Source organism: Chlamydiales bacterium, from assembly GCA_016185065.1.
Lineage (GTDB): Bacteria > Chlamydiota > Chlamydiia > Chlamydiales > Rhabdochlamydiaceae.
Genome location: JACPOL010000009.1, coordinates 1 through 19,835, shown reverse-complemented (window position 1 = coordinate 19,835; position 19,835 = coordinate 1). Strand labels below are relative to the sequence as shown.

Below are 19,835 nucleotides of genomic sequence, written 5' to 3'. Positions count from 1 at the left end.
CTATTCTATGCGAAAAGGTTGCACTTTGTACTCAAGGCGGGCTGGAATCTCTATCTCTAGAAGAATGTCATTCTCCTCATACTCGCTGCTAATGACGCGCCCCTCTTTCATCAGCTCGCTCACAAGAGCGTAGTGGCTCTGAGGGATCTTCAACTTGAGCTTCTTGCGCAAGTTGGAGATCTCCTGTGTCATGATCTCAAGGAGCTGATCGAAGCCCACCTGATGAAGCGCCGAGATCTGGACCGTTTTGGGGTATTTGATGCGCAGCTTCTGAAGGAGAACGGGATTGTTGCACTGGTCGATCTTGTTAAGCACTGTGATTACAGGGTGATCTAGAGCATTCAGCTCTTTTAACACTTTGAAGGTGGCCTCTGTTTGATCTTCCGCAGTAGGAGAGCTCGCGTCGATGAGATGGAGTAGAATATCCGTGTGCACAGCCTCTTCAAGCGTGCTTTTAAAAGCGGCGACGAGTGTGTGAGGAATTTTTCTAATGAAGCCCACCGTATCGATGAGCAGGATCTCCTGCTTGTTGGGCAGTGTGAACTTACGCGTCGTCGTATCAAGCGTTGCAAAGAGCTTATCTTCTACGAGCACTTCGGCGTTTGTAAGCGCTTTCAAAAGAGTCGACTTGCCCGCATTCGTATATCCGACAATCGCAAACGTGGGAATGCCCGAGCGCACTCTTGCACTGCGCTGCGTCTCTCTATGCGATGCGACATCTTTGAGCTCCTTCTCAAGACGGACGATTCTATGATCGAGCATTCTTCGATCGAGTTCGATCTGCTTCTCACCAGGGCCCTTTGTTGCACCGCCAGCACCCGAGACTTGTCTTTCTAAGTGGGTCCACAACCTTTTAAGCCGAGGAATCTGGTAGCGGATCTTAGCAAGTTCCACCTGCAGGCGCGCCTCTCGCGTTTGAGCTCGCTGCGCAAAGACCTCGATGATAAGTTCTGTTCGATCGAGAACGGGCCTTTGAAAGATCTTTTCAAGATTGCGCTGCTGCTGCGGGCTGATCTCATCGTCGAAAAGGATGACGTCGGCATGAAGCTCATCTGCACGCAGAAGCAGCTCTTCAAGCTTTCCAGAACCGAGAAAAGTTGCAGCATCGATTTTTTTGATGGGACAGGCGATCTTATCTAAAGCCTGCAGTCCAAAGGTCTCACAGAGCCTCTCGAGCTCTGCTAAATACTCTTCGGGTTCGCTGCGCACACTTCCCGATCTAAAAGAGGCGATAAGAAGAGCAGTGCTGTAGCGCTTTAAATTAGGAAGGTCGGAATCGGGCGGCTTGTTTTCTTTCGGTTTCATAAACTGTGTTAAAATGAGATTTGGAGGCCATCATAGCTTAAGCGGACATTGTGTGGGAGCTTTTGGCTCACCTCTTCATGGTCTAAATCATGAGAGATGTGAGTCAGCCAGGTCTGTTTGGCCCCAACTTTTTTAGAAAAAGCGACCGCCTCCTCTATGCTAAAATGCATGTGGGTAGGCTCGCTGCGTAGAGCGCTTAAGATGAGTAGATCGACTCCCTTTAGCGAGTGGAAGAGCCCCTCTTCATACTTGCGAATATCAGAAACGTAGGCCATGCTCCCTAGCCGAAATCCCGTTACCTTCATATCGGCCTGGATATAGCTCATGTACTGCCACTTCACACCTTCAAACTCGACCTCTCCATCCTCTTTCTCAAGCACAAAAAAATCGAGCTGAGCAGAGATCCCATGGCCATCTTTCATCGGCTTCATCATGTAGTAGTAGCGCACCTTCAACTCGTCGAATGTCTCTTGTGAAAGCAGGCAGGGCATCCGTTTTTTCTGCAGAAAATAGTAGGCGCGCAGATCATCGATCCCTCCGATATGGTCGTAGTGAGAGTGAGTTAACAGGACCCCATCTAAGTGCTCGATCTTATACTTCAAGGCCTGCTCGCGGAAGTCGGGACCAACATCGATAATAAAGGTCTTGCCCTCGGCCTTGATCAGCAGCGAAGGTCTTAAACGCTTGTTGCAGGCAGATGTCGAGGTGCACACCTTGCACCGGCAGCCAATAACCGGCACGCCAGCAGAGGCCCCCGTTCCTAAAAAAAGCAGTTCATTATTCATAAAAATTGTGGGTAAATTTCACTCTCACTATCTGCTAAAATCGCCTTTGCAAGCATCTTACCTGCAAATGCGTGGTAGAGAAGACCTCTGGAACCCATCGCTGTGCAGACCCAGACGCGCTCCTTCAGCTTACGGATTATGGGCAGGTAGTGGCCTTTTCTCGCAACACGTATCCCCGCACGGCACCCGTCGATCTCAAACAGCGAGACCTGCGGAAAAAAAGAGCCCACTCTCGTGAGTATCTCCTGCTTTGCCACTTCTAGGTCGGGAAGAGAAGAGGTGTAGCCCCTCTCGTAGGTTGCACCCAGCATGCAGCGCCCCTCCCCTTCACCAAGGCCAATGTACCCCTTTCCAATCAGGCTTCTCTGTAAATTAATAACAGAAGTGTCGTAGTGGCAGGTGAGAAGCTGCCCCTTGATCAGCTGCACTTTTAGCGGCTCGCACTCAGAAAAGAGCTTTATTCCTGCTCCTGCCGCAATGACGATCTGATCATACTCTTTTAGCTCTTCTAGATTTTCCACTCTTTTCACGTGAAGAGCTGCCCCGCGCTCCTGACTCATGCGAAAGAGCCCTTCTAAATAGCGCGGCATGTTGACCGTTCTACCGCTCTTAATCAGAAAGGAGCCGCTGCTCTCTTCGATATCTTCACATCTAGAAAAAGCTACCCTTAGTCTCTGCGTCTCCTCTTCATCTCGTCCCACGCGGACGACCCCTTCAAGACCAACCGTCGATCCCGGAATGCGATCGAGAAGAGCGCGTGTGAGCGAGAGCGCCTCCATAGCCATGAGACTCCGCTTTCCCTCTTCTCCGGGATAGGGGTGCACAAGACCACAAGAGACTCCGGACGCACCGCCGCCGATCCCCTTCTCGTCGAAGAGGTCGATCTTTACGTCCTGACTATCCAGAAGTGCTGAGGCGACTGCCAGCCCGCAAAGGCCAGCGCCTATAATGGCTATTTTCATAAAGTGGTAAATCTTTCAGAATGGTAGTAACGAGGGTGTTTTATGAGAAGCTATTTCGCGTCAGCAGTTCTGCTCTGTTCAAGCCTACTTTCATTCACGGTTCCACCTGAATCTGCAAACAAGATCGCAGAGAAGATCTGGATGAACGAGTGCGGAGGAAAGGTCGATGGGCTCACCAGCTGGAAAAAGGGCGAAAATTTCGGCTCTTTTGGTATCGGCCACTTCATCTGGTATCCCGTCGGAAAGAAGGAGCGCTTTGAAGAGACCTTCCCCGAGCTTCTAAAGTTTTTAATCAGCCAAGGAGTTGTTATCCCCGCTTGGGTCGAAAAAGCTCAAGGCTGTCCATGGCATAGCCGCGAAGAGTTCTACCTCAACCTCAAAAGCCCCGAGATGCTAGAGCTTCGCCAGCTTCTTGTAGAGACTAAGGACCTCCAAGCCATCTTTATTGCAAATCGCTTAGAAAAGACCTTCCCGCAGATGGTCGAGTGCCTCCCCGAGAGCGAAAGAGCGCAGGTAACTGCGACCTTCAAACGCCTCGCTCAAACACCCAAAGGCCTCTACGCACTCATCGACTATCTAAATTTTAAAGGCTCCGGAGTCTCCCCTGCCGAAAGATATAACCAGCAAGGCTGGGGACTCCTTCAGGTCCTCCAGAAGATCCCTCCCTCCTCCAAAAACGTCGTCGCAGACTTTGCCGCTGCCGCCAAAGAGCTCCTCACCCAGCGCGTCCAGAACTCTCCCCCCGACCGCCGCGAAGCCCAATGGCTCAAAGGCTGGCTCAACCGCGTCAGCACCTACCTCGAACCCTTCTAATACACACAAAAAAGCGTATTTTTTCTTAGCGAAAAATTACGCTTCTTGTTTTTTAAGTTTGTAATTGTCTGAAGAGACATGTCGGGTAGGCTGCTCGAGGCGCTCATCCCACGCTTGCCAGCGCGGGTCCCTTTCGCGTCCAGTCGCAGTTGTAGATAATGAGAGGAGAGAGAAGATCGGGCGCGGGCACGCACACGGGCAAGTTCACGAAAGAAAGAAAGGGAGGGGACACGGAAGAGGGAAAAAAGAAGAGCGTGCCCGATTCTCCTCTCCCGCCTTTCTTTCGTGAACGTGTGCGTGCCCGTGCCGGTGCCCGATCCCCTTCTTTCGTATGCAGCGCAAGAGGGTCGCAGGGAGGCCCCGAGCGAAAGCGTAGCTTTCTCCTGGCCTACCCGACATGTCTATTCAACTAATTACAAACGTAAAAACATTGCGTAGTTTTCGCTTGGGAAAACTACGCGTTAGGTTTAGGGGGAGCGGGGCTTGTAGAGGTATTTGGGGCGGACGATGGGGGTGCCCTTGCCGCCGCGGGCTTCGCAGCGCTCGTAGACGATCTGGATGGCGATGCCGACGATGCGGGAGAGGCCGAAGAGAACGGTGTAGTATTCTGGATAGGGGAAGCCGGCTGCGGTAAGGACTGTACCTGACATGGCATCGACGTTTGGGTGGGGATCTGAGATCTTGGGATTCTCTGCGAGGACCTTCGACCCTTCTGTGCGCAGAAGAAGCGCGATCTTGACGAGTGGATGGCTCGAGAAGTGCTTCTGGGCGTACTCGTAGAAGACGGTGGCTCTTGCATCTTCAACGCGCAGGACTGCGTGTCCGAAGCCGAATACGAGCTGGTTCTTCTCCAGGCGCTGACGAATGAGGTTCTCAACCTGCTTTGCAGTTGCATTCTCGCCGAGCTCCTTGAGCACGAGCTGAACGAACTCGAGGCAGTCCTGATTGGCTCTTCCGTGGCGAGGACCAGCTAAGGCGCACATCGCCGACGAGATCGACCCATACATATCTTCCAGACTTGAAGCGACGGCCTTGCCCACAAATGTAGAGAGGTTTCCACCTCCATGGTCGTAGTGGAGGATGTTGAAGAGTTTGAAGGGATTGAGAAGCTCTTTTGCATTGGCTTTAGGAGCGCGCACCATCTGGGTGAAATTCTCCATGTAGCCCAGATTGCTCTGAGGGGTAGGAGTCTCTCCCCAGCCCGCATGGTGGTTAATTACAGCTGCAACGAGGTGTGGTGCTTTTGCAATTAGGTTGAGGCAGTCTTGACGGTAGTCCCCTGCGCTCTCAAACATTCCTAGAATCTGGAGTGCGCAAGAGAAGATCTCCATCGGATGCCCTTTGCGAGGAAGAGCGTAGATGTGCTGAATGACCTCTTTGGAGCAGGTCGCTCGTTTTTGCAAGTCTGCCGAGAAGTCTGCGACCTCTTTCTCTGAGCCCTCGCGTCCGTAGTAGAGAAGATAGATCACTCTCTGCGGCTCCCAAGAGGCGACCTCTGCGACTCGCTTGTCGATGTAGAAGAGCCCCTTTTCAGGATCGACGTGAGATGTGGTGCAGTAGCCTACTGGCACTCCCCGGAGCCCAGTCTCCAGCTTATCTTTTGTAACTTGAAAGAGAACTTCTTCAGACATTTTTGGCCTCTATTTTCCTTGAAGGAGGAGCGGCATTACAAGCTCGCGCTCTTCGAGCAGTTCTTTTTCTGTGAGTGCGATTCTCTCTTTCAGAAGAGAGTCCCAAGCGAGATCTTTAACGATCTCTACGCGGCCTTCTCCAAGAGATCTGCATGGGAAGGAGAAGACGAGCCCCTCTTTCACCCCGTAGGTGTTGCCATCTGAGAGAAATGCTGCAGAAAACCAGAGACCTTTAGGTGTGGGACGGTAGAGCAGACGCACGGTATCTAGAATCGCATTTGCCGCAGATGCAGCCGACGATTTGCCGCGCGCTGCAATCACTTCGGCGCCTCGCTTCTGCACTCTTGGGATGAACTCCTGGTCGAGCCACTTCCGATCTTTAATCACTTCAGTAGCGGGTTTGCCTGAAATAGTGGCGTGTACAAAATCTGGGACCTGAGTTGCTGAATGGTTCCCCCAGATGGTCACACGCTCAACCGCATCCACACCGACCCCTGCCTTTTTTGCCAGCATCGCTGTTGCTCTATTCTGATCGAGCACGGTCATTGCAAAAAAGCGTGTTGAATCCTTTTTTGGGGCGTTCTTAAGTGTGATCAGGCAGTTAGTATTGCATGGGTTTCCCACGACGAGCACGACGAGATCTTTTGCTGCTACATCATTTAAAGCCTTGCCCTGGCTAATAAAAATTTTGCCATTCTCGTTGAGAAGGTCCTTTCTCTCCATCCCAGGGCCGCGGGGCTTCGCACCGACGAGAAGAGCGCAGTTTACCCCTTCGAAAACTTTGAAGGGATCGCTGCCGATGTTGATCTCTTTCAAAAGAGGAAAGGCGCAATCCTCAAGCTCCATCACCACGCCCTGAAGCGCCGGTATTGAGCTCTCTATTTCCAAGATATGAAGTGCGATCGGCTGATCCGCACCAAAGACCTCTCCCGAGGCGATTCTAAAGAGTAGGCTATAGGCGATCTGCCCCGCCCCGCCTGTGACTGCAATTCGCTTTAAAGGTTTCACTATGAGTATCTCCGCTATATTCCGGATTCTAGGAATGCCCCTCATATTTCGCAAGGAAATGCAAAGAAAAAATTTCAGTATGCTTTTTTAAAAATTGATCTTTAGCAGCAAGACGTGGTATCATCTATACCTATATGTCAATTATCCTAGTCGTCTTCATGTACGCCACCTGGTCGAGCGTCTTTTCCCTGGGAAAAGTGGCTCTCCAGCACTCGCCGCCGATCTTCCTCACGGGGTTCAGAATGGCTCTTGCAGGCGTGCTGATTCTGGCATATCTTGCTATCGCTAAGCGCACATCGCTAAAGATAACCCTCAAACAGCTACTCTCCCTCTCGATCCTCGCCTTCTTTAGCATCTATCTAACAAATATTTTAGAATTCTGGGGCCTCCAGTACCTCTCAGCCGCAAAGACCTGCTTCCTCTATAGCCTCTCCCCCTTCTTTGCCGCCCTCTTCTCTTATATCCACTTTAAAGAGAAGATGAACCGCACCAAATGGCTCGGCCTCCTCATCGGCTTTGTCGGGTTTCTTCCCGTTCTTCTCTCGCAAACAGGTGCTGAAGATCTCTTGAACGCCTTCGCCTTCTTCTCCTGGCCAACCCTTGCCATCATGGGCGCTGCTCTCTGCTCCGTCTACGGCTGGGTCCTGCTTAGACTCGTCGTTAAAGATTCGGCCGTCTCTCCTCTTATGGCCAACGGAACAAGCATGCTCCTCGGCGGAGGAATCGCGCTCGTTCACTCCCTCTTCACAGATAGCTGGACTCCCCTTCCGATTGCAGAGGGCGGCACAAGCGTATTCCTAAAAACCACTCTTGCGATGACCGTTATCTCCAACCTTCTCTGCTACAACCTCTACGGCTACCTCCTAAAGCGCTTCACAGCGACCTTCCTCTCTTTCGTAGGTCTCTTAAGCCCCATCTTCGCCTCACTCACCGCTTCCATCTTCTTCGGAGAGCCTATCTCCTGGACGATCTTCCTCTCTACAGCCGTCGTCTCCGTCGGCCTCTTTCTCGTCTATCAAGCTGAGCTCAAACAGGGCTATACCCAAACAGCTTAACCTCTGCCTCTTGCGGCTTTTTTTAGTTAATTACAAAAACGCTTCAATAGATTACAATTGTCTCTATTATTTTTTAAAATAACGGAGCTTTATGACATCCATATCACAAGTTAGACTCGATATTAGAGCCGTACAAGTTAAATTGAGTGCGGTTTTAGAAGTGGCAGCAGACGAGGCGCCAAAAGCTAAGTTAGAAGCGCTCTTAAAAAAGGCAACAGACGACGGACAGTCGTATCTGCCTATCTTCCTGCAAAGCAGGATCGTCGATCTCTTCAATGGCGATCTAAGCGACCTACAAGCAAAAGTTAAGACGAAATTCGAAGAGTATTACGGCGCAAAAGTTTTAGAGGCTGCTCCTGAAGCCGCGGCTCCCGCAAAAGAGGCCTTAACTGCAAAAGCTGGCGATCAGATTGAAGTGGTTACAAGTTGCAATTGGAGAGAGTATCGAACACTTCTTCTGAATGCAAAAAAAGCTGGCTTGAATGAAAAAGAGTTGAGCGATCTCGTACCGGTTATCATCAATGGCAAACGCTTTATACTGGTGGGAGAAACGCATGAAGAGATGCGTCACACTCAATTATCTGCGACAATATTTGCTTCCATGTTACAACGAGATGTTGTCCTTATACGTGAAGGTGTAGCGCGCGACCCGCTGCATGAAACGCACTTCAGAAAGTGTTTAGACCGTGGAGATCTCTGGCTATTTGGTTTAGAAGATCCTGTCACTTGCTGTTTGGCGCAGCTCGTTAAATATACGGCTGAGTCGTCAGAGGCAGGGAAGATAAGCCCCTCTTCCTCACCATTCGATTCTCTAGCATCAATTTTTGACCTCTTAGCAACCGACCCATTCTTTATCAGATTATGGGAAGAGTTTGGAAAAGAGGAAGGAAAATCGATTTCTTCTGAATGCCCAATCTACAGCAAGATCGACAGCATTAAAAATCAGCTTTTTCTTGCAAACGTTGCCAGACAGATAGCGCTTCTAGAGAAATTTGAAGGGAACCATTCACACAAAGAGGTAACAGAGCTGCTGAAAAAACTCACCTCTTTCGCCCTTGATAAGTATCGACAACACTTCACAAGGGATGAGTACTGGGCAATGTGGGGCTTTCTCCAATGCGGTGTCTTTACCAAAACATATCATGATTATTTTGAAAAATTTGCTGATCTTGTTGCTCGTCGCAAAAGAGATGCTCACTTTGCAAAGGTGCTCTGCTCATCTGAGCTGCCGGTCCCTTCCGACAAGGTCCGAGTAGTTACAGTGGGATATGACCACGTAAAAGGAATCATCAATATGATAAAAGGCTCTTCTTCAGCAGAGTCCAAGGCTGCATCTAAGACTGAATCCAAAGCAGAGTCCAAGGGCGACGGCAAAGCGTAGAGAGATCGCCTGGTCGATCTCGAGAAGAGCGGCGCCGGGTCGCCGCACTCCATAAAAGATTAATTTAATTAATTATAACTCTTCTGGGTGGTAAGCTGTCCGCACTTTTTGGAGATCTTCGCCTATGACAACCGCTTCTGCAACGTCTTCTGTTAAAGAGTATTCGATGGAGGAGTATGCCGCTCTGTTTCCCATGAAACTGACTCGGCAAGCTGTATATAAAACTGTGGTCGAAGTGACAACAGGAGCAAAAGAGCCCCACACGTCGGTCGCAGCGCTGTTTGAAGTTCAAGAGCTTGGGCGAAGAGGCCGAAGAGAGCGCTACCTTCCGAAAGATCTACAAAACGAGATCATTGAAATCTGCAAATCTTCAAAACCGGATGAGCTGAAAACTAGAATTGCAGAGGCTTTCAATAGATATGCCAGAGGAGAAATCGTGCTAAATCTGATAAAGAAAATAGCACGCGATGCGGGTTTCGATCCCGAAGCTTTAAGAAACATTCACTTTCATGAGATTCGCGGGCAGCCATTTGTTCTGGTTGGAGAGGTACACGGAACGGAGTCTCATGAAAAATTTGAGGTAATGGTTAAGGCTCTCGCATTAAGATCAACATCACTGGTCGATATCAGTGAAAGCCTCTGCCGTAGCACTATTTATGAAAAGCAGTTTAGAGAAAAAAATGGTGTGAAAGCAGACAGCTGGATCTTCGGGTTGGATGAGCCTGTTCACAAACCTATTTCAAAACTTATATTCCATTGCATCCATCTGCATACAGGCTCCTTCGTTGTTGAGAACCTGCCTCTTTTCACCTACTCCTCAGCAGTTCAAGAGGTAGTTAGAGACTTCTTCTCTGTGCTTTTGCTCAATGTTAGTTACGATACACCAGAGCTTGTAGATTTATTGGGTGTGATCCACGGTATGGATACGCCTCTCTCCAAGGTATTTTTTCAAGCCGCTCGCCTAGGCCTCCAGGACGAAGCAGCTTTTAAAAAGAGTCTCGCGGCACTACTAGTAGGCATCAAGTTCTTCTCTCCCAAAGATGTGAGAGAGTTTGCACTTCAGCTGGTTATAGCTTTAGTGAAAAAACACGCATCGATCTACTCTACGAAAGAGCTCGCTGTAATAAACAATTTATTGAGTGAGCCCAAATCAAGAGAGTTATACGAAGCCTTTGACTCTCTGCTTCTCTTGGAAAGACGAAATATTTTCTTTGCAAAGGCTCTGCGCTCCCTTGCAGACGGAGCTCTTCGAGAGATTCCTCTTTCCATTACAAGGGTGGTTGTTATGGGCAGAAAGCATCTAGACCCTGTTCTGAAACTCCTGCGCGCTCCCGAAGCTGCAGAATCCAAAGTAGAGTCCAAAGCAGAGTCCAAGGCCGACAGCAAAGCGAGCTAGGGAACTCAACTTAAAAGTTGCAGCTCTACTTTTTTGAATTTCATAATTTTTCCTTCAGATCTATTTTATTCATTTTAATTACTAAAATTAGTAAAATAGATCTCTTTTTAAATAAAAGGTTATTATGACAACACTCTCCGTCGTCTCAAAATCTCATGCCGATGCTCTATATAGATACTCCCTGGATAGCCAGCCCCTTGAAAAACTCTTTAAGTACACCATGAAGCATCTCGGCGATCTACCTCTTGCATTCACAAAACAACTTCTCGCTCTGTGCAGAGAACAAAATAACTCGGCAACAGAAACAAGAAAAAAGATCCAGGCGCTGCTTACGACGCACTGTGTTGATCGTAAAAATGTTAAAATCATTCGAGCAGCGCTTGGACGCATGATTTCTCACCCGCCAGCACAGGCTAGAGCTCCTGGACCCGTTTTTCCACAAATAGCACCCCAGCCGCAGAGCACCGCGCCAGCCGCCCTCGAAGCAAAATCTTCGGTAGAGCCCGCAGCAGAAGCAGCAAAACCATCAGAAGTCCCAAAACTACCTGCGGTAAGCGGCGCCCTGCAGAAAGAGGCTCAGAATCTACCGTCTATGGCGCATACGTTGGGTCTTAGACTGCAAAGCAGACCTTTTGAGATTGAAGCAACCAGACGATGCATATCCTTCTTCTCAATAGACGATGGAAGCGACTATGCAGCCGTTAGTGAGTTTCGCGCCTTTGCCCAGAAGATGGCCAGCGAGAAAAACCAAGAGATCATTTTTGATTTACAGCATCCTCAAGAGGCCTGGGTAGAACATGTCGTCTACCACTACGTGAGGCTATTTGATATTGCCAATCCTCGTATGCTAACACCCGATACACTAATTGGTTCTGGCCTCCTCCAACACGTGGCCCGCTTTCTTAACACGTTATTCAACAACACCGAATATCTCGAGCTGCAGGCTGAAGTATTAATGCAGAGCGATATCTCAGTAGATCGATCTATCTACATGTGTATTAAAAAGATGCAAGATAATGTGCACAATATACCGAGTCATCAGCGACTAAAAATAGTGTATGAAGAGGTAGATAAACACTCCATTCCAGATCTAGTCGATTTTATGGAGAGGCTTGCAGATTCTGCGGTGAAAAAATTCGGCGGCAGATTCTCTTATGAGGCACACAAAGCGGCTCGAGAAGGGCTCTCTTCTAAGCACGGGAAGGCAGATAAGTTCCGGAATTTCCTAGAAATCGCACAGAAGCAGATGCTTGAGCATGTAGCTTGCCTCCTCGTCCCGGATCTTAGACCCGCTTACACATCCGAACGAACACTCGTCGTCTTAATTCAACGAAACGTTGACTCCGTATTAGAGGCGATTCATCGCCGCGTATCTCAGCTCAAGTTGCAGCAGAAAGACGAAACAAGTCAGGTTGAGACTAAAGCAGAGTCCAAGGACGAGACCAAAACAACTTCTTAAAAATAAAAGGTTATTATGACAACACTTCCCGTACGCTATGCAAAGTCTCCTGTCGATGAGCTCGTTAGATGCTCTCTGGAGAGCAAACCTATTGTAAAACTCTATGAGTACACAACGGCACATCTTGCAGAGCTGCCTCCTGCGCTCACCAAGCAGCTTCTTGCGCTATGCAGAAGGAAAGGAGAGACTCCAGCAGAGAGCAGAAAGCAGATCTACTCTGTATTAACCACATATTATGGCGATCTTAAGGATGTGATTGAGAGAATCATGTTCGCAAAGTTTGGATGCAAGGTTCCTCGCAGGCCGACGCAAGCTAGAGCCGCTGGACCCGCTTTTAGACAAGCAGCATTAAAGCTACCCGTTATGCAAAGAGCTGTACAGCAGCAGAGCGCTATACCTGCCGCGCCGGCAGGGAGATCAGCGGGATCGGCAGCAGGAGCCGCGGGAGCGGGAGTAGCAAAGCCATCTGCAGTGCCAAAACTACCTGCGGCAAGAGGTGCTGCTCCGCAGATGGTGCCTGAGCAAAGATGGCCCGTACATGCGGCTGTGAAGTCTGTCGCGCTGGGATTGGGCCTTAAACTATCTCTCCGGCCCGTACAGATTGAAGCAACTGGACAGAGAGCGCTCTTTTTACCATTAAATGGTGAAGATGGCGAAGCTGCCACAAAGCTACGCGCCTTTATCAACGGCATGGTCACTAGAAAGCAGGCTACCGTTATTGATGAGCAGTCGATCCAGGATAAGAGCCAGATGAGTGAGCGTATTGCTGCACATCTAGTTAGAGATCTTGCGCCTGTACACAGGCAGCCGGTAGCAGTCGTCATAATAAGTAAAGATCGTCTAGAAGCCGTGGTAAAGGCGATCCAATACCGCATCTTACAACTCGACTCTCAAGAGAACGTCTCGAGCGGGTTGGGGCTGGAAAGAAAGTCTGAGGGTAGATCATGACCTCTACCGGCACTGTTTCTCGCCTTCAGACTTCCGAAAATCACGCACATATACAGGCTCTTATCGCTTGCACATACAAGAGAAATCCGTCGCAAGCTCTTCAAGAGTATGTGTCAGAACATATTGTCTCTTTACCTTCACAAATTGGAGTTGGGATACGAGATCTGTGCCAAACAACTGCGCAGGAAGATCTCCGCGTTGGACTTCAGAGAGTTTTAGAACCCCACTATGGAGATTTATCACACATCTTTCAAAGAGGAGCTCTCTCTCTACCCACTCTAACAGCTAAACCTTCTTTACAAAATAGAGCCTCTTCGCCAGTTGAAAGCGCAGGCCTTGGGTTACTACCTCGAGCGCGAGTTGGCTTCGTCTCTTCTAGTCAACAGAGCAGAAGCCTGCATGATGCGGGAGCAGGAGCTGCAGCTGCAGGAAGAGCAGCGCTGCCGCCTCCTCAAGCTCAAATCTCCCTGCCTGCTGCCTCAAGTAGACCAGGAGCGCCTTCAGCAGATCAAGGCGCAGGCCTTGGTTTACTCTACGTCTCTTCTAGCCAACAGAGCAGAAGCATGCATGGTGCGGGAGCAGGAGCTGCAGGTGCAGGAAGAGCAGCGCCGCCGCCTCCTCAAGCTCAAATCTCTCTGCCCGCTGCCTCAAGTAGACCGAGCGCGCCGTCTCCGAAACGCGCTAGCGCAAGGCCTCTTCTGCAAAGCACTCAAGCTCGAACTCTTCCAGCTTTCGGTGCTGGAATTCAACTCATTGCTCCTGCGACACCTCCGCTCATCGCAACAAAGCCGGAAGAGTGGCCCGAATATACGATTGTAAAAGAGATGCTGGGAAGGTCTTCAGATGGCCATCTCATGCGTCCAGTTTTCGTGCAGCAAAATAGCCAGAGAATCATCCTCGTGGCGCTAAATCCCCGCGGCCCGAGAGAGTGCGCTCTTCGAATCAGTTTTTACCAAACATCACAGAAAAATGGATGGATGCTTTTCGATGAAAATCTGGTCTTAAACTCGCGGCGAGAAGGTGGGCTACAAACTACCTACGGCGTTGAAGATATGGATGACCGGATCTTCGGAATAGCAGATCCGGAAGATCGATGGGCTGCTCTAGTCTTTGGAACCTATGCCAACCTTGTTAATGCGAGCAAAAATCGCGAATATATTCTTTTTTCTATTCTCTCTCGCTTCTGCCGAGAGCTACTTGATAATGACCTGTATCACGAGGTTAGACGCAACTACCCCATCAAAACAGGGCCCTTTATTATCTCCTGTGTAGACCAAACGATCTATAATTTTATTCGCACCCTAGAGATCGATCACACTAGCATTAAAGAAGATGCTTTAGCAGAAGAGATTTCAAAACACACCGCTGAAGAGTGGGAGGAGTTCCTAGGCACCCTGTGCGATCTTACCTCGAAACGGTATGAGAGCAGATGCCCTCCAAAGGTATTAACTATATTGCAACAGTGGCAGGCACCAAAAGCACGAGATTGGAAGGCCGTACTGGCTAAAGACTTTATCTCCTGCATCCAAAAACAACGAGACGAATGTTCTGCTAGACTCATCGTTAAAGATCTGGCCGATGCACGTCAAAAACCGGTCCATATTGTACTCATGGATTTGGGCCGTTCAAGGCACATACAAAATGCGATTCAAGAGCGCGCTGCAGCTCTTGCTAGTCGAGAAGGAACAGAAAGAAAATCCGAGCGCAAATCATGACCGCAATTCCAGCTGCAGAGCCAAACACAGGACAACAATAATAACTTTCGGGAGTAGTGATGACAACAACAGCTATTGATGAGATCTCTGTCGAAGAGTTTCTGGCCAAATTCCGTATAACTGAGCAGTCCAAAATGAAGGCAGTCATTGCCGCGACTAAGGGTTCCGATCCGCATACAGGACTCCAGAAGTTATTCGACTTTCAAAAAATTGCAACAGGCACCATGCGCTGCCACTATCTTCCTCAAAAGATGCAGCGAGAGCTTCTAGACCTCTGCAAGTCTTGCGACCGCAGTATACCGACATTTTTCTCCAGAAAAATTGGGCTTGTCTTCCAGAAATATTATGGCGACAAGATTAAGCTGCCAACCCTCGTCCAAAAAGTAAACAAGTGCAGCTGGCCAGCTTATGAAGCTGTTCTTTCTCACGCTCGAAAGTGGGGATTCCTCGTACAGGACGTTCAAGCGAGTATTATCCCTTTGATGGCTGGAAGAGTTAAAGTGGTTCTCCTTGCCCATGAGAGTGATGAGAGATCCCTGAGATTGACTTCAGTCATTAAGAGACTTCCTTCGACGATGGCATGTGCTGTCTTCATGCAAAATCTTCCTATGGAGGCTGCGTCTGAAGGAAGAGCTAGAGCCGGTGTTGGCCTTAAAAAAGATGACCTCCTTTTTGGCCTTGAATCTCCACAAAGACAGTGCCTCGAGTTCTTTCAAACGCTCTACTTTGAAGCCCTTTGTCTCAAGAATAAAATGCCCGCTAATTTGAAACCGTCCGGACTATCCAGAGCATTTTTCGAGCTGCTCTACTCAAATCGAGACTTTCGCGCGGTATGGGATGGGTTTAAGCCCGCCTCAAATGAGTGCTTTGCTATTTACCAGCAGTGCGATGCTCTAGTGAAAAAATCGAGTAAGTCCAGCGATATCGATCCGCTAGATTTTAGCTCAGCTAATGGAGTAGAACTTCTTCGCTCGCTATTTGAGGCTGCGATCCAAAAATACAGAAGAGAGCTTCCTCCAGATGAGCTTCAAGACTTTTGCGATTTTCTTAAGACCCCTACCTTGGCAATAAGAGAGATGTACTGCACTTTAGATACCAGTCGAAAATCGGATGAGCTTGCAAGAAATCTACTCAACGCCACCGTAGAACTTAACATCCAGAGAATAGCTCTTATAAAAGCTGGGTACCTCTCCACAGTTAAAAGGGGTATAGAAAAGGTTCTGGAAGAGCAGTTCAATGCATGGAACAATCCCAAACCAAAGCTAGAGTCCAAAGTAGAGTCAAAGGCTGAATCGAAGGGAGACGCAAAAGCGGCCTCATCCGCTGGCGCTGCAGAGCCAAGCACAAGCTAAACAATAATAATTTTTTGGAGTAGTGATGACAACAACAGCTGTTAATGAGATCTCCGTCGAAGATTTTCTGACCAAATTCCATGTGACTGAGCAGTCCAAAATGAAGGCAGTCATTGCCGCAACAAGCGACGCTGACCCGTATACAGGACTCCAGAAGTTATTCGGCTTTCAAAGGATGGCAACAGGAACCATGCGCTGTCACTATCTTCCTCAAAAGATGCAGCGAGAGCTCCTAGACATCTGCAAATCTTGCGACCACAGCGTGCCAATATTCTTCGCCAGAAAAATCGGGCTTGTCTTTCAGAGGTACTATCCTGGAAAAATTAAACTGCCGACTCTTATTCGAAGCATGAAAGAGTGCAGCTGGGATGTCTATAGAGCAGCAATTAATATCGCCCGGAAGTGTGGCTTGGATAATGAGGCGATAAAAACCATCGTGCCACTCAGAGCAGGGAGATTCAATGTAGTAATCGTCGCAAAAAATTTAGACGATAAATCTACAAAAATGGTCCAAATTCTCGAAGGCACAGCTAGAGATAAGACACATGCTGTTTTCCTTCAAACATGGGCTCGCAATCCTGAAAGTGAAGAGCGAGCTAGGGTATTCATGGGCTTAGAAAAAGACGCCTACCTTTTTGGGCTCGAATCTCCTGTAAGAAAGTGTGTGGAAGTTTTCTGTACCACCTACTTCGAAGCTGTCTGTCATTCGAACCAGGAACCTTCTGCTTTCACATTAGTGGACCTATCTCGCGTCTTCTTTCAACAGCTCTATCTGAATGCAGAGTGTCGAAAGCTATGGGAGATGCTCCCTAATCTCGAAAATGAGTTTTTTAATCTCGAGATCTTTCGCGTCTATTTTCAACTCGATGGCTACCTAAAGAAAATCAAATCTCCGAGCGACATTCCCGAGTTAGACCTCTCCAACAAGGTTGCTATAAAACTCTTACGCGCCCTATTCGAATTTTCAATCAAAACATATGGAGAAGCCTTTACTAAAGATGAGCTCGAGGCGTTCAAAAATTTTCTTAATAATCCCACGCTCTCTTTTCGACAACTATGCTCCGCTATGCAAGAAGAGCGAAGACCGGAAGAGATGGCAAAAAGCTTTCTAAGTCCGGCTGTAGAGCCAAATCTCTTCAGAATAACAGTCGTGGGAAGAGATCATTTTTCTTCTTTGAAAAAAGCCATGGGCAGGGTTCTGGAAGGAGAGTTTGATGAGTGGAACAGCCCCAAACCAAAGCTAGAGTCTAAAGTAGAATCGAAAGCTGAATCGAAGGGAGACGGAAAAGCGGCCTCATCCGCTGGCGCTGCCGCTGCTCCTAAAAAAACATTCATGCATCCCGCCGTTCAAGCTCTTCTCCTAACTGAAATTGCTAAGGCTGAGGCCGCAAAGAACGCGGGGTCCAAAAGCTGATGACCACAACTTCTCTTCCGCTAGAAACTAGACAACTCGTTCGAGAAGCCATGCAGGCGGTAATTGGTGCTGCCTCCGGGGCTAAGCCCTCTGAGAGCATCGATAAATTTTTCAAATCTGAACTTGGAAAGACCTATAATAAGTGGCTTGTTCCAAGCGCGATTCAAGAAAGGGTATCGGCGCTCTGCGCAGGTGCAGATCCAACTAATCTTAGCGAAAAAATCGAAAACGTTTTCGTTCAATTTTATGGGGATCTAAACATCTCGGGCACGCAGAAAGGCTGCGAATTTCCGCCAAATGTTTTGGCAACTACTCTACTAAACTCCACTGTCGATAAGAGTGTGTTAAAAGCTGAGATGCCAGAATTTTTCGGGGTGTGTCAGGTGGCACAAACGGCAAAGTGCAGCCCGGAAGAGCTAAATAACATTCAACATGCGACGGTTGGGGGTAGAAGGCTAGTTCTTATAGGAAAAGAGCATGGAGTGGTCACAAAAGCCGCGAACCTTCTGCACAACACTCTTTCTATGTTAGCAAGCCAAAAAAGGTTCGCACTGTTAAAGGCCAGTGTCGTTCGCGATGGGGCCGCAGAAAGCGCTCATCGAAAACTCCTAAAGCACGATGACACCTCATGGGTTTTTGGACTTGACACTCCTCAAAATCAGACCGTTACTACCTTTCTATCCGTTTACCATACTTTGCAAGTGCAGCGACTCTGTGAAGCAGAAACAGGCCCTGGCCTCTTAACCAGAGTAGTCCCACATAGATCCCTCGCGCAACTTGTCGACAATGTGATGAATGAACAGCTACTCAACTTAGGTATCCTTCGTCATCCTAAAAAAGAGAGTGAGGATCTAGAGCAACTCAAGCTCAATGAATCTGCATGGATTTCTGCAACTCACTCCCTCTCAGCAGGATCTCTTGCGGCCTTGTCAGGCTACTACAACTACATATCAAAATCGCAGCTCGCAGAAAAAGCGAAAGAAGAGATAGACGCTCTACCACGCTTTAAACAGAGAGTAGTGGCACTTGCGGAAATTCTCCAGGGGTTTTTTAATCAGCTTGCTGACGATCAAGAGTGTAGGGAGTTATGGAATGAGATGGGAGAGGCCAGGGCGTTTCCCAATGAGTGCGCAAAGATCTATGAGAAATTTTCAATGCTTCTTATCGCTTCAGCTGCTACTCCTTCCTGGGACAAGACGGTAGCTATTCAGAAAATCGTCGATAGCTGCTCTGGAGAAGGAATCCTCTTCCTCTTCTATGCCCTCTCTGAGTTCGCCTTAAAAAAGCATGAGAAAAACTATACGCGAGATGAACAGGCTGTAATAAGAAAAATGCTCATTGTTCCTGGCGAGACCTACAACCCCGATCACATGCCAGAACTCTTCTCTCTTTTGAATAAAAAGCGCATATCGATTTTTGCAAAAACCCTGCTCGGGCCTCTTCCGGGTGTTCCCGAAACGGCGGGCAGGGTGGCAGTATTGGAACCAAAATTTCTAGCAGAGCTTACACGAGAGTTGCATCGCGCATATGGCGACATGCCAAAAAAAGAAGAGCGCAAAGCCGAATCGAAGTCTTCTTAGCCTGCACTATCCATGCGCTCGCGCAAAGAGGTTATCGAGCTCTCTAGTGCCAGCCGGCACTTCCAGAGAGCTTCTCCCCGCAAGCACTTTCGCTTCTATGCTAGAGCGTGAAAGGGCTGCCTGAGCCGCAGCTTGAGTGGACCTAGATACCTCTTTTAGCTTTCTTTCACTTGTTGAGACAATAGAGGAGTCGAGGTGGTGTGCAGCTGTTAGGTGGGTGCGGCCTGTGATGAAGCTTTTCGTCTTTTCTGCCGAGCTTTTTGCAATTCCAAAAATATTTTCTGCGATAGGGGCCCTCATCTCAGATGCTGCTGTGAGATCTAGATCGCGGATGCGACTCTCCATCTGTGCCGCTTTCTCCATTGTAGGAAGCTCTTTTTCAACAGCTGCCTGCCAATGCTGCGGGTTTACCGCTATCTCAAAAGCTGCCATTGATTCGCTGCGTGAAGAGGAAAAGTGAGCTCGCATATGCATCTCCATTTAGGGTAAGAAAAAATTGGAAGATACTGCTGATGCGTGAAATCTCTCAATCTAAAATATTTTTTAGCATAAAAAGAGTGCGGAGAAGAGCGCTCGGAGAAGAAATGGACATTAACGGACAAAGAACGGACGGGAAAAGGACAAAAAGGACACGCGCTAAAGAGGGAGGGAAAGAAGATTACCTCTTTCTTGTTCGCTTGTCCATTTCGTCCATATTCTTAGAGCGGGCGTTGCGGTTACCAAGATTTGAACTTGGGACCTCGACATTATCAGTGTCGCGCTCTAACCAACTGAGCTATAACCGCGAGAGAAAAATTTGGAGGCTAGGAGATTCGAACTCCTGACCCTCAGAATGCAAATCTGATGCTCTACCAACTGAGCTAAGCCCCCAAAAAAAGATGTTCTGCGTCTTGACAGCAGAGTAGAAGCGACGTGAAGTGAGAGAAGCTTGTCTCAACCTAGAAATACAGGTAGACCTGTTATCTCTTAAAGGAGGTGATCCAGCCCCACCTTCCGGTAGGGCTACCTTGTTACGACTTCATCCCAGTCAT

At 48.6% G+C, this 19,835-nt stretch carries 16 protein-coding genes, 2 tRNA genes and 1 rRNA gene; 10 read left to right on the top strand and 9 right to left on the bottom strand.

Annotated elements, in window-relative coordinates:
- From hflX to HYX48_07410, 3 genes are read right to left on the bottom strand one after another with little or no spacing between them, the layout of a single operon-like run.
- Complete coding sequence (gene hflX / locus HYX48_07420; GenBank protein ID MBI2743727.1) at positions 1-1,305, bottom strand: GTPase HflX; 1,305 nt, start codon at positions 1,303-1,305, stop codon at positions 1-3.
- Between the two features lie 8 nt (positions 1,306-1,313).
- Positions 1,314-2,090, bottom strand: coding sequence for an MBL fold metallo-hydrolase (locus tag HYX48_07415; protein MBI2743726.1), 777 nt, complete (start codon positions 2,088-2,090; stop codon positions 1,314-1,316).
- Complete coding sequence (locus HYX48_07410) at positions 2,087-3,052, bottom strand: FAD-binding oxidoreductase (protein ID MBI2743725.1); 966 nt, start codon at positions 3,050-3,052, stop codon at positions 2,087-2,089. Before HYX48_07410 ends, HYX48_07415 begins: the two co-directional genes overlap by 4 nt.
- Before the next feature lie 42 nt (positions 3,053-3,094).
- Here HYX48_07410 and HYX48_07405 point away from each other — a divergent pair, with 42 nt between their 5' ends.
- A complete protein-coding gene (locus HYX48_07405) occupies positions 3,095-3,865 on the top strand; it encodes a hypothetical protein (protein ID MBI2743724.1) in 771 nt (256 codons plus the stop codon).
- 467 nt (positions 3,866-4,332) lie between these two features.
- Here HYX48_07405 and HYX48_07400 read toward each other — a convergent pair whose 3' ends face one another.
- Entirely contained in the window at positions 4,333-5,496 is a 1,164-nt protein-coding gene (locus HYX48_07400; protein MBI2743723.1) for a citrate (Si)-synthase, read from the bottom strand.
- 9 nt (positions 5,497-5,505) lie between these two features.
- A complete protein-coding gene (locus tag HYX48_07395; protein MBI2743722.1) occupies positions 5,506-6,549 on the bottom strand; it encodes a malate dehydrogenase in 1,044 nt (347 codons plus the stop codon).
- An 89-nt stretch (positions 6,550-6,638) separates the two neighbouring features.
- Between HYX48_07395 and HYX48_07390 the strand changes: the two genes are divergently transcribed.
- From HYX48_07390 to HYX48_07350, 9 genes are all read left to right on the top strand, one after another.
- The gene (locus HYX48_07390; protein ID MBI2743721.1) at positions 6,639-7,559 is read left to right on the top strand and encodes a DMT family transporter; all 921 of its coding nucleotides are present in this window, start codon (positions 6,639-6,641) and stop codon (positions 7,557-7,559) included.
- A gap of 91 nt (positions 7,560-7,650) precedes the next feature.
- Entirely contained in the window at positions 7,651-8,940 is a 1,290-nt protein-coding gene (locus tag HYX48_07385) for a hypothetical protein (protein ID MBI2743720.1), read from the top strand.
- 124 nt (positions 8,941-9,064) lie between these two features.
- Positions 9,065-10,336 carry a hypothetical protein gene (locus tag HYX48_07380; GenBank protein ID MBI2743719.1) on the top strand — a complete coding sequence of 424 codons (1,272 nt, stop codon included), beginning with the start codon at positions 9,065-9,067 and terminating at the stop codon, positions 10,334-10,336.
- A gap of 124 nt (positions 10,337-10,460) precedes the next feature.
- Entirely contained in the window at positions 10,461-11,795 is a 1,335-nt protein-coding gene (locus HYX48_07375; GenBank protein ID MBI2743718.1) for a hypothetical protein, read from the top strand.
- Between the two features lie 15 nt (positions 11,796-11,810).
- The gene (locus tag HYX48_07370) at positions 11,811-12,743 is read left to right on the top strand and encodes a hypothetical protein (GenBank protein ID MBI2743717.1); all 933 of its coding nucleotides are present in this window, start codon (positions 11,811-11,813) and stop codon (positions 12,741-12,743) included.
- On the top strand, positions 12,740-14,458 hold the full coding sequence (locus HYX48_07365; protein ID MBI2743716.1) for a hypothetical protein: 1,719 nt from the start codon (positions 12,740-12,742) through the stop codon (positions 14,456-14,458). Before HYX48_07370 ends, HYX48_07365 begins: the two co-directional genes overlap by 4 nt.
- A gap of 59 nt (positions 14,459-14,517) precedes the next feature.
- Complete coding sequence (locus HYX48_07360) at positions 14,518-15,810, top strand: hypothetical protein (protein MBI2743715.1); 1,293 nt, start codon at positions 14,518-14,520, stop codon at positions 15,808-15,810.
- Between the two features lie 25 nt (positions 15,811-15,835).
- Positions 15,836-17,224: a hypothetical protein gene (locus HYX48_07355; GenBank protein ID MBI2743714.1), complete on the top strand. Its 1,389-nt coding sequence runs from the start codon at positions 15,836-15,838 to the stop codon at positions 17,222-17,224.
- Positions 17,224-18,804 (top strand): hypothetical protein, encoded by a 1,581-nt coding sequence (locus tag HYX48_07350; GenBank protein MBI2743713.1) that lies wholly within the window; start codon positions 17,224-17,226, stop codon positions 18,802-18,804. Before HYX48_07355 ends, HYX48_07350 begins: the two co-directional genes overlap by 1 nt.
- Before the next feature lie 6 nt (positions 18,805-18,810).
- Here the strand turns inward: HYX48_07350 and HYX48_07345 are convergent, their stop codons facing one another.
- From HYX48_07345 to HYX48_07330, 4 genes are all read right to left on the bottom strand, one after another.
- A complete protein-coding gene (locus tag HYX48_07345) occupies positions 18,811-19,272 on the bottom strand; it encodes a hypothetical protein (GenBank protein ID MBI2743712.1) in 462 nt (153 codons plus the stop codon).
- 243 nt (positions 19,273-19,515) lie between these two features.
- A tRNA-Ile gene (locus tag HYX48_07340) sits at positions 19,516-19,589 on the bottom strand.
- 12 nt (positions 19,590-19,601) lie between these two features.
- Positions 19,602-19,674 (bottom strand) — tRNA-Ala (locus HYX48_07335).
- Positions 19,675-19,771: 97 nt separating this feature from the next.
- Positions 19,772-19,835, bottom strand: a 16S ribosomal RNA gene (locus HYX48_07330); the annotation flags it as partial.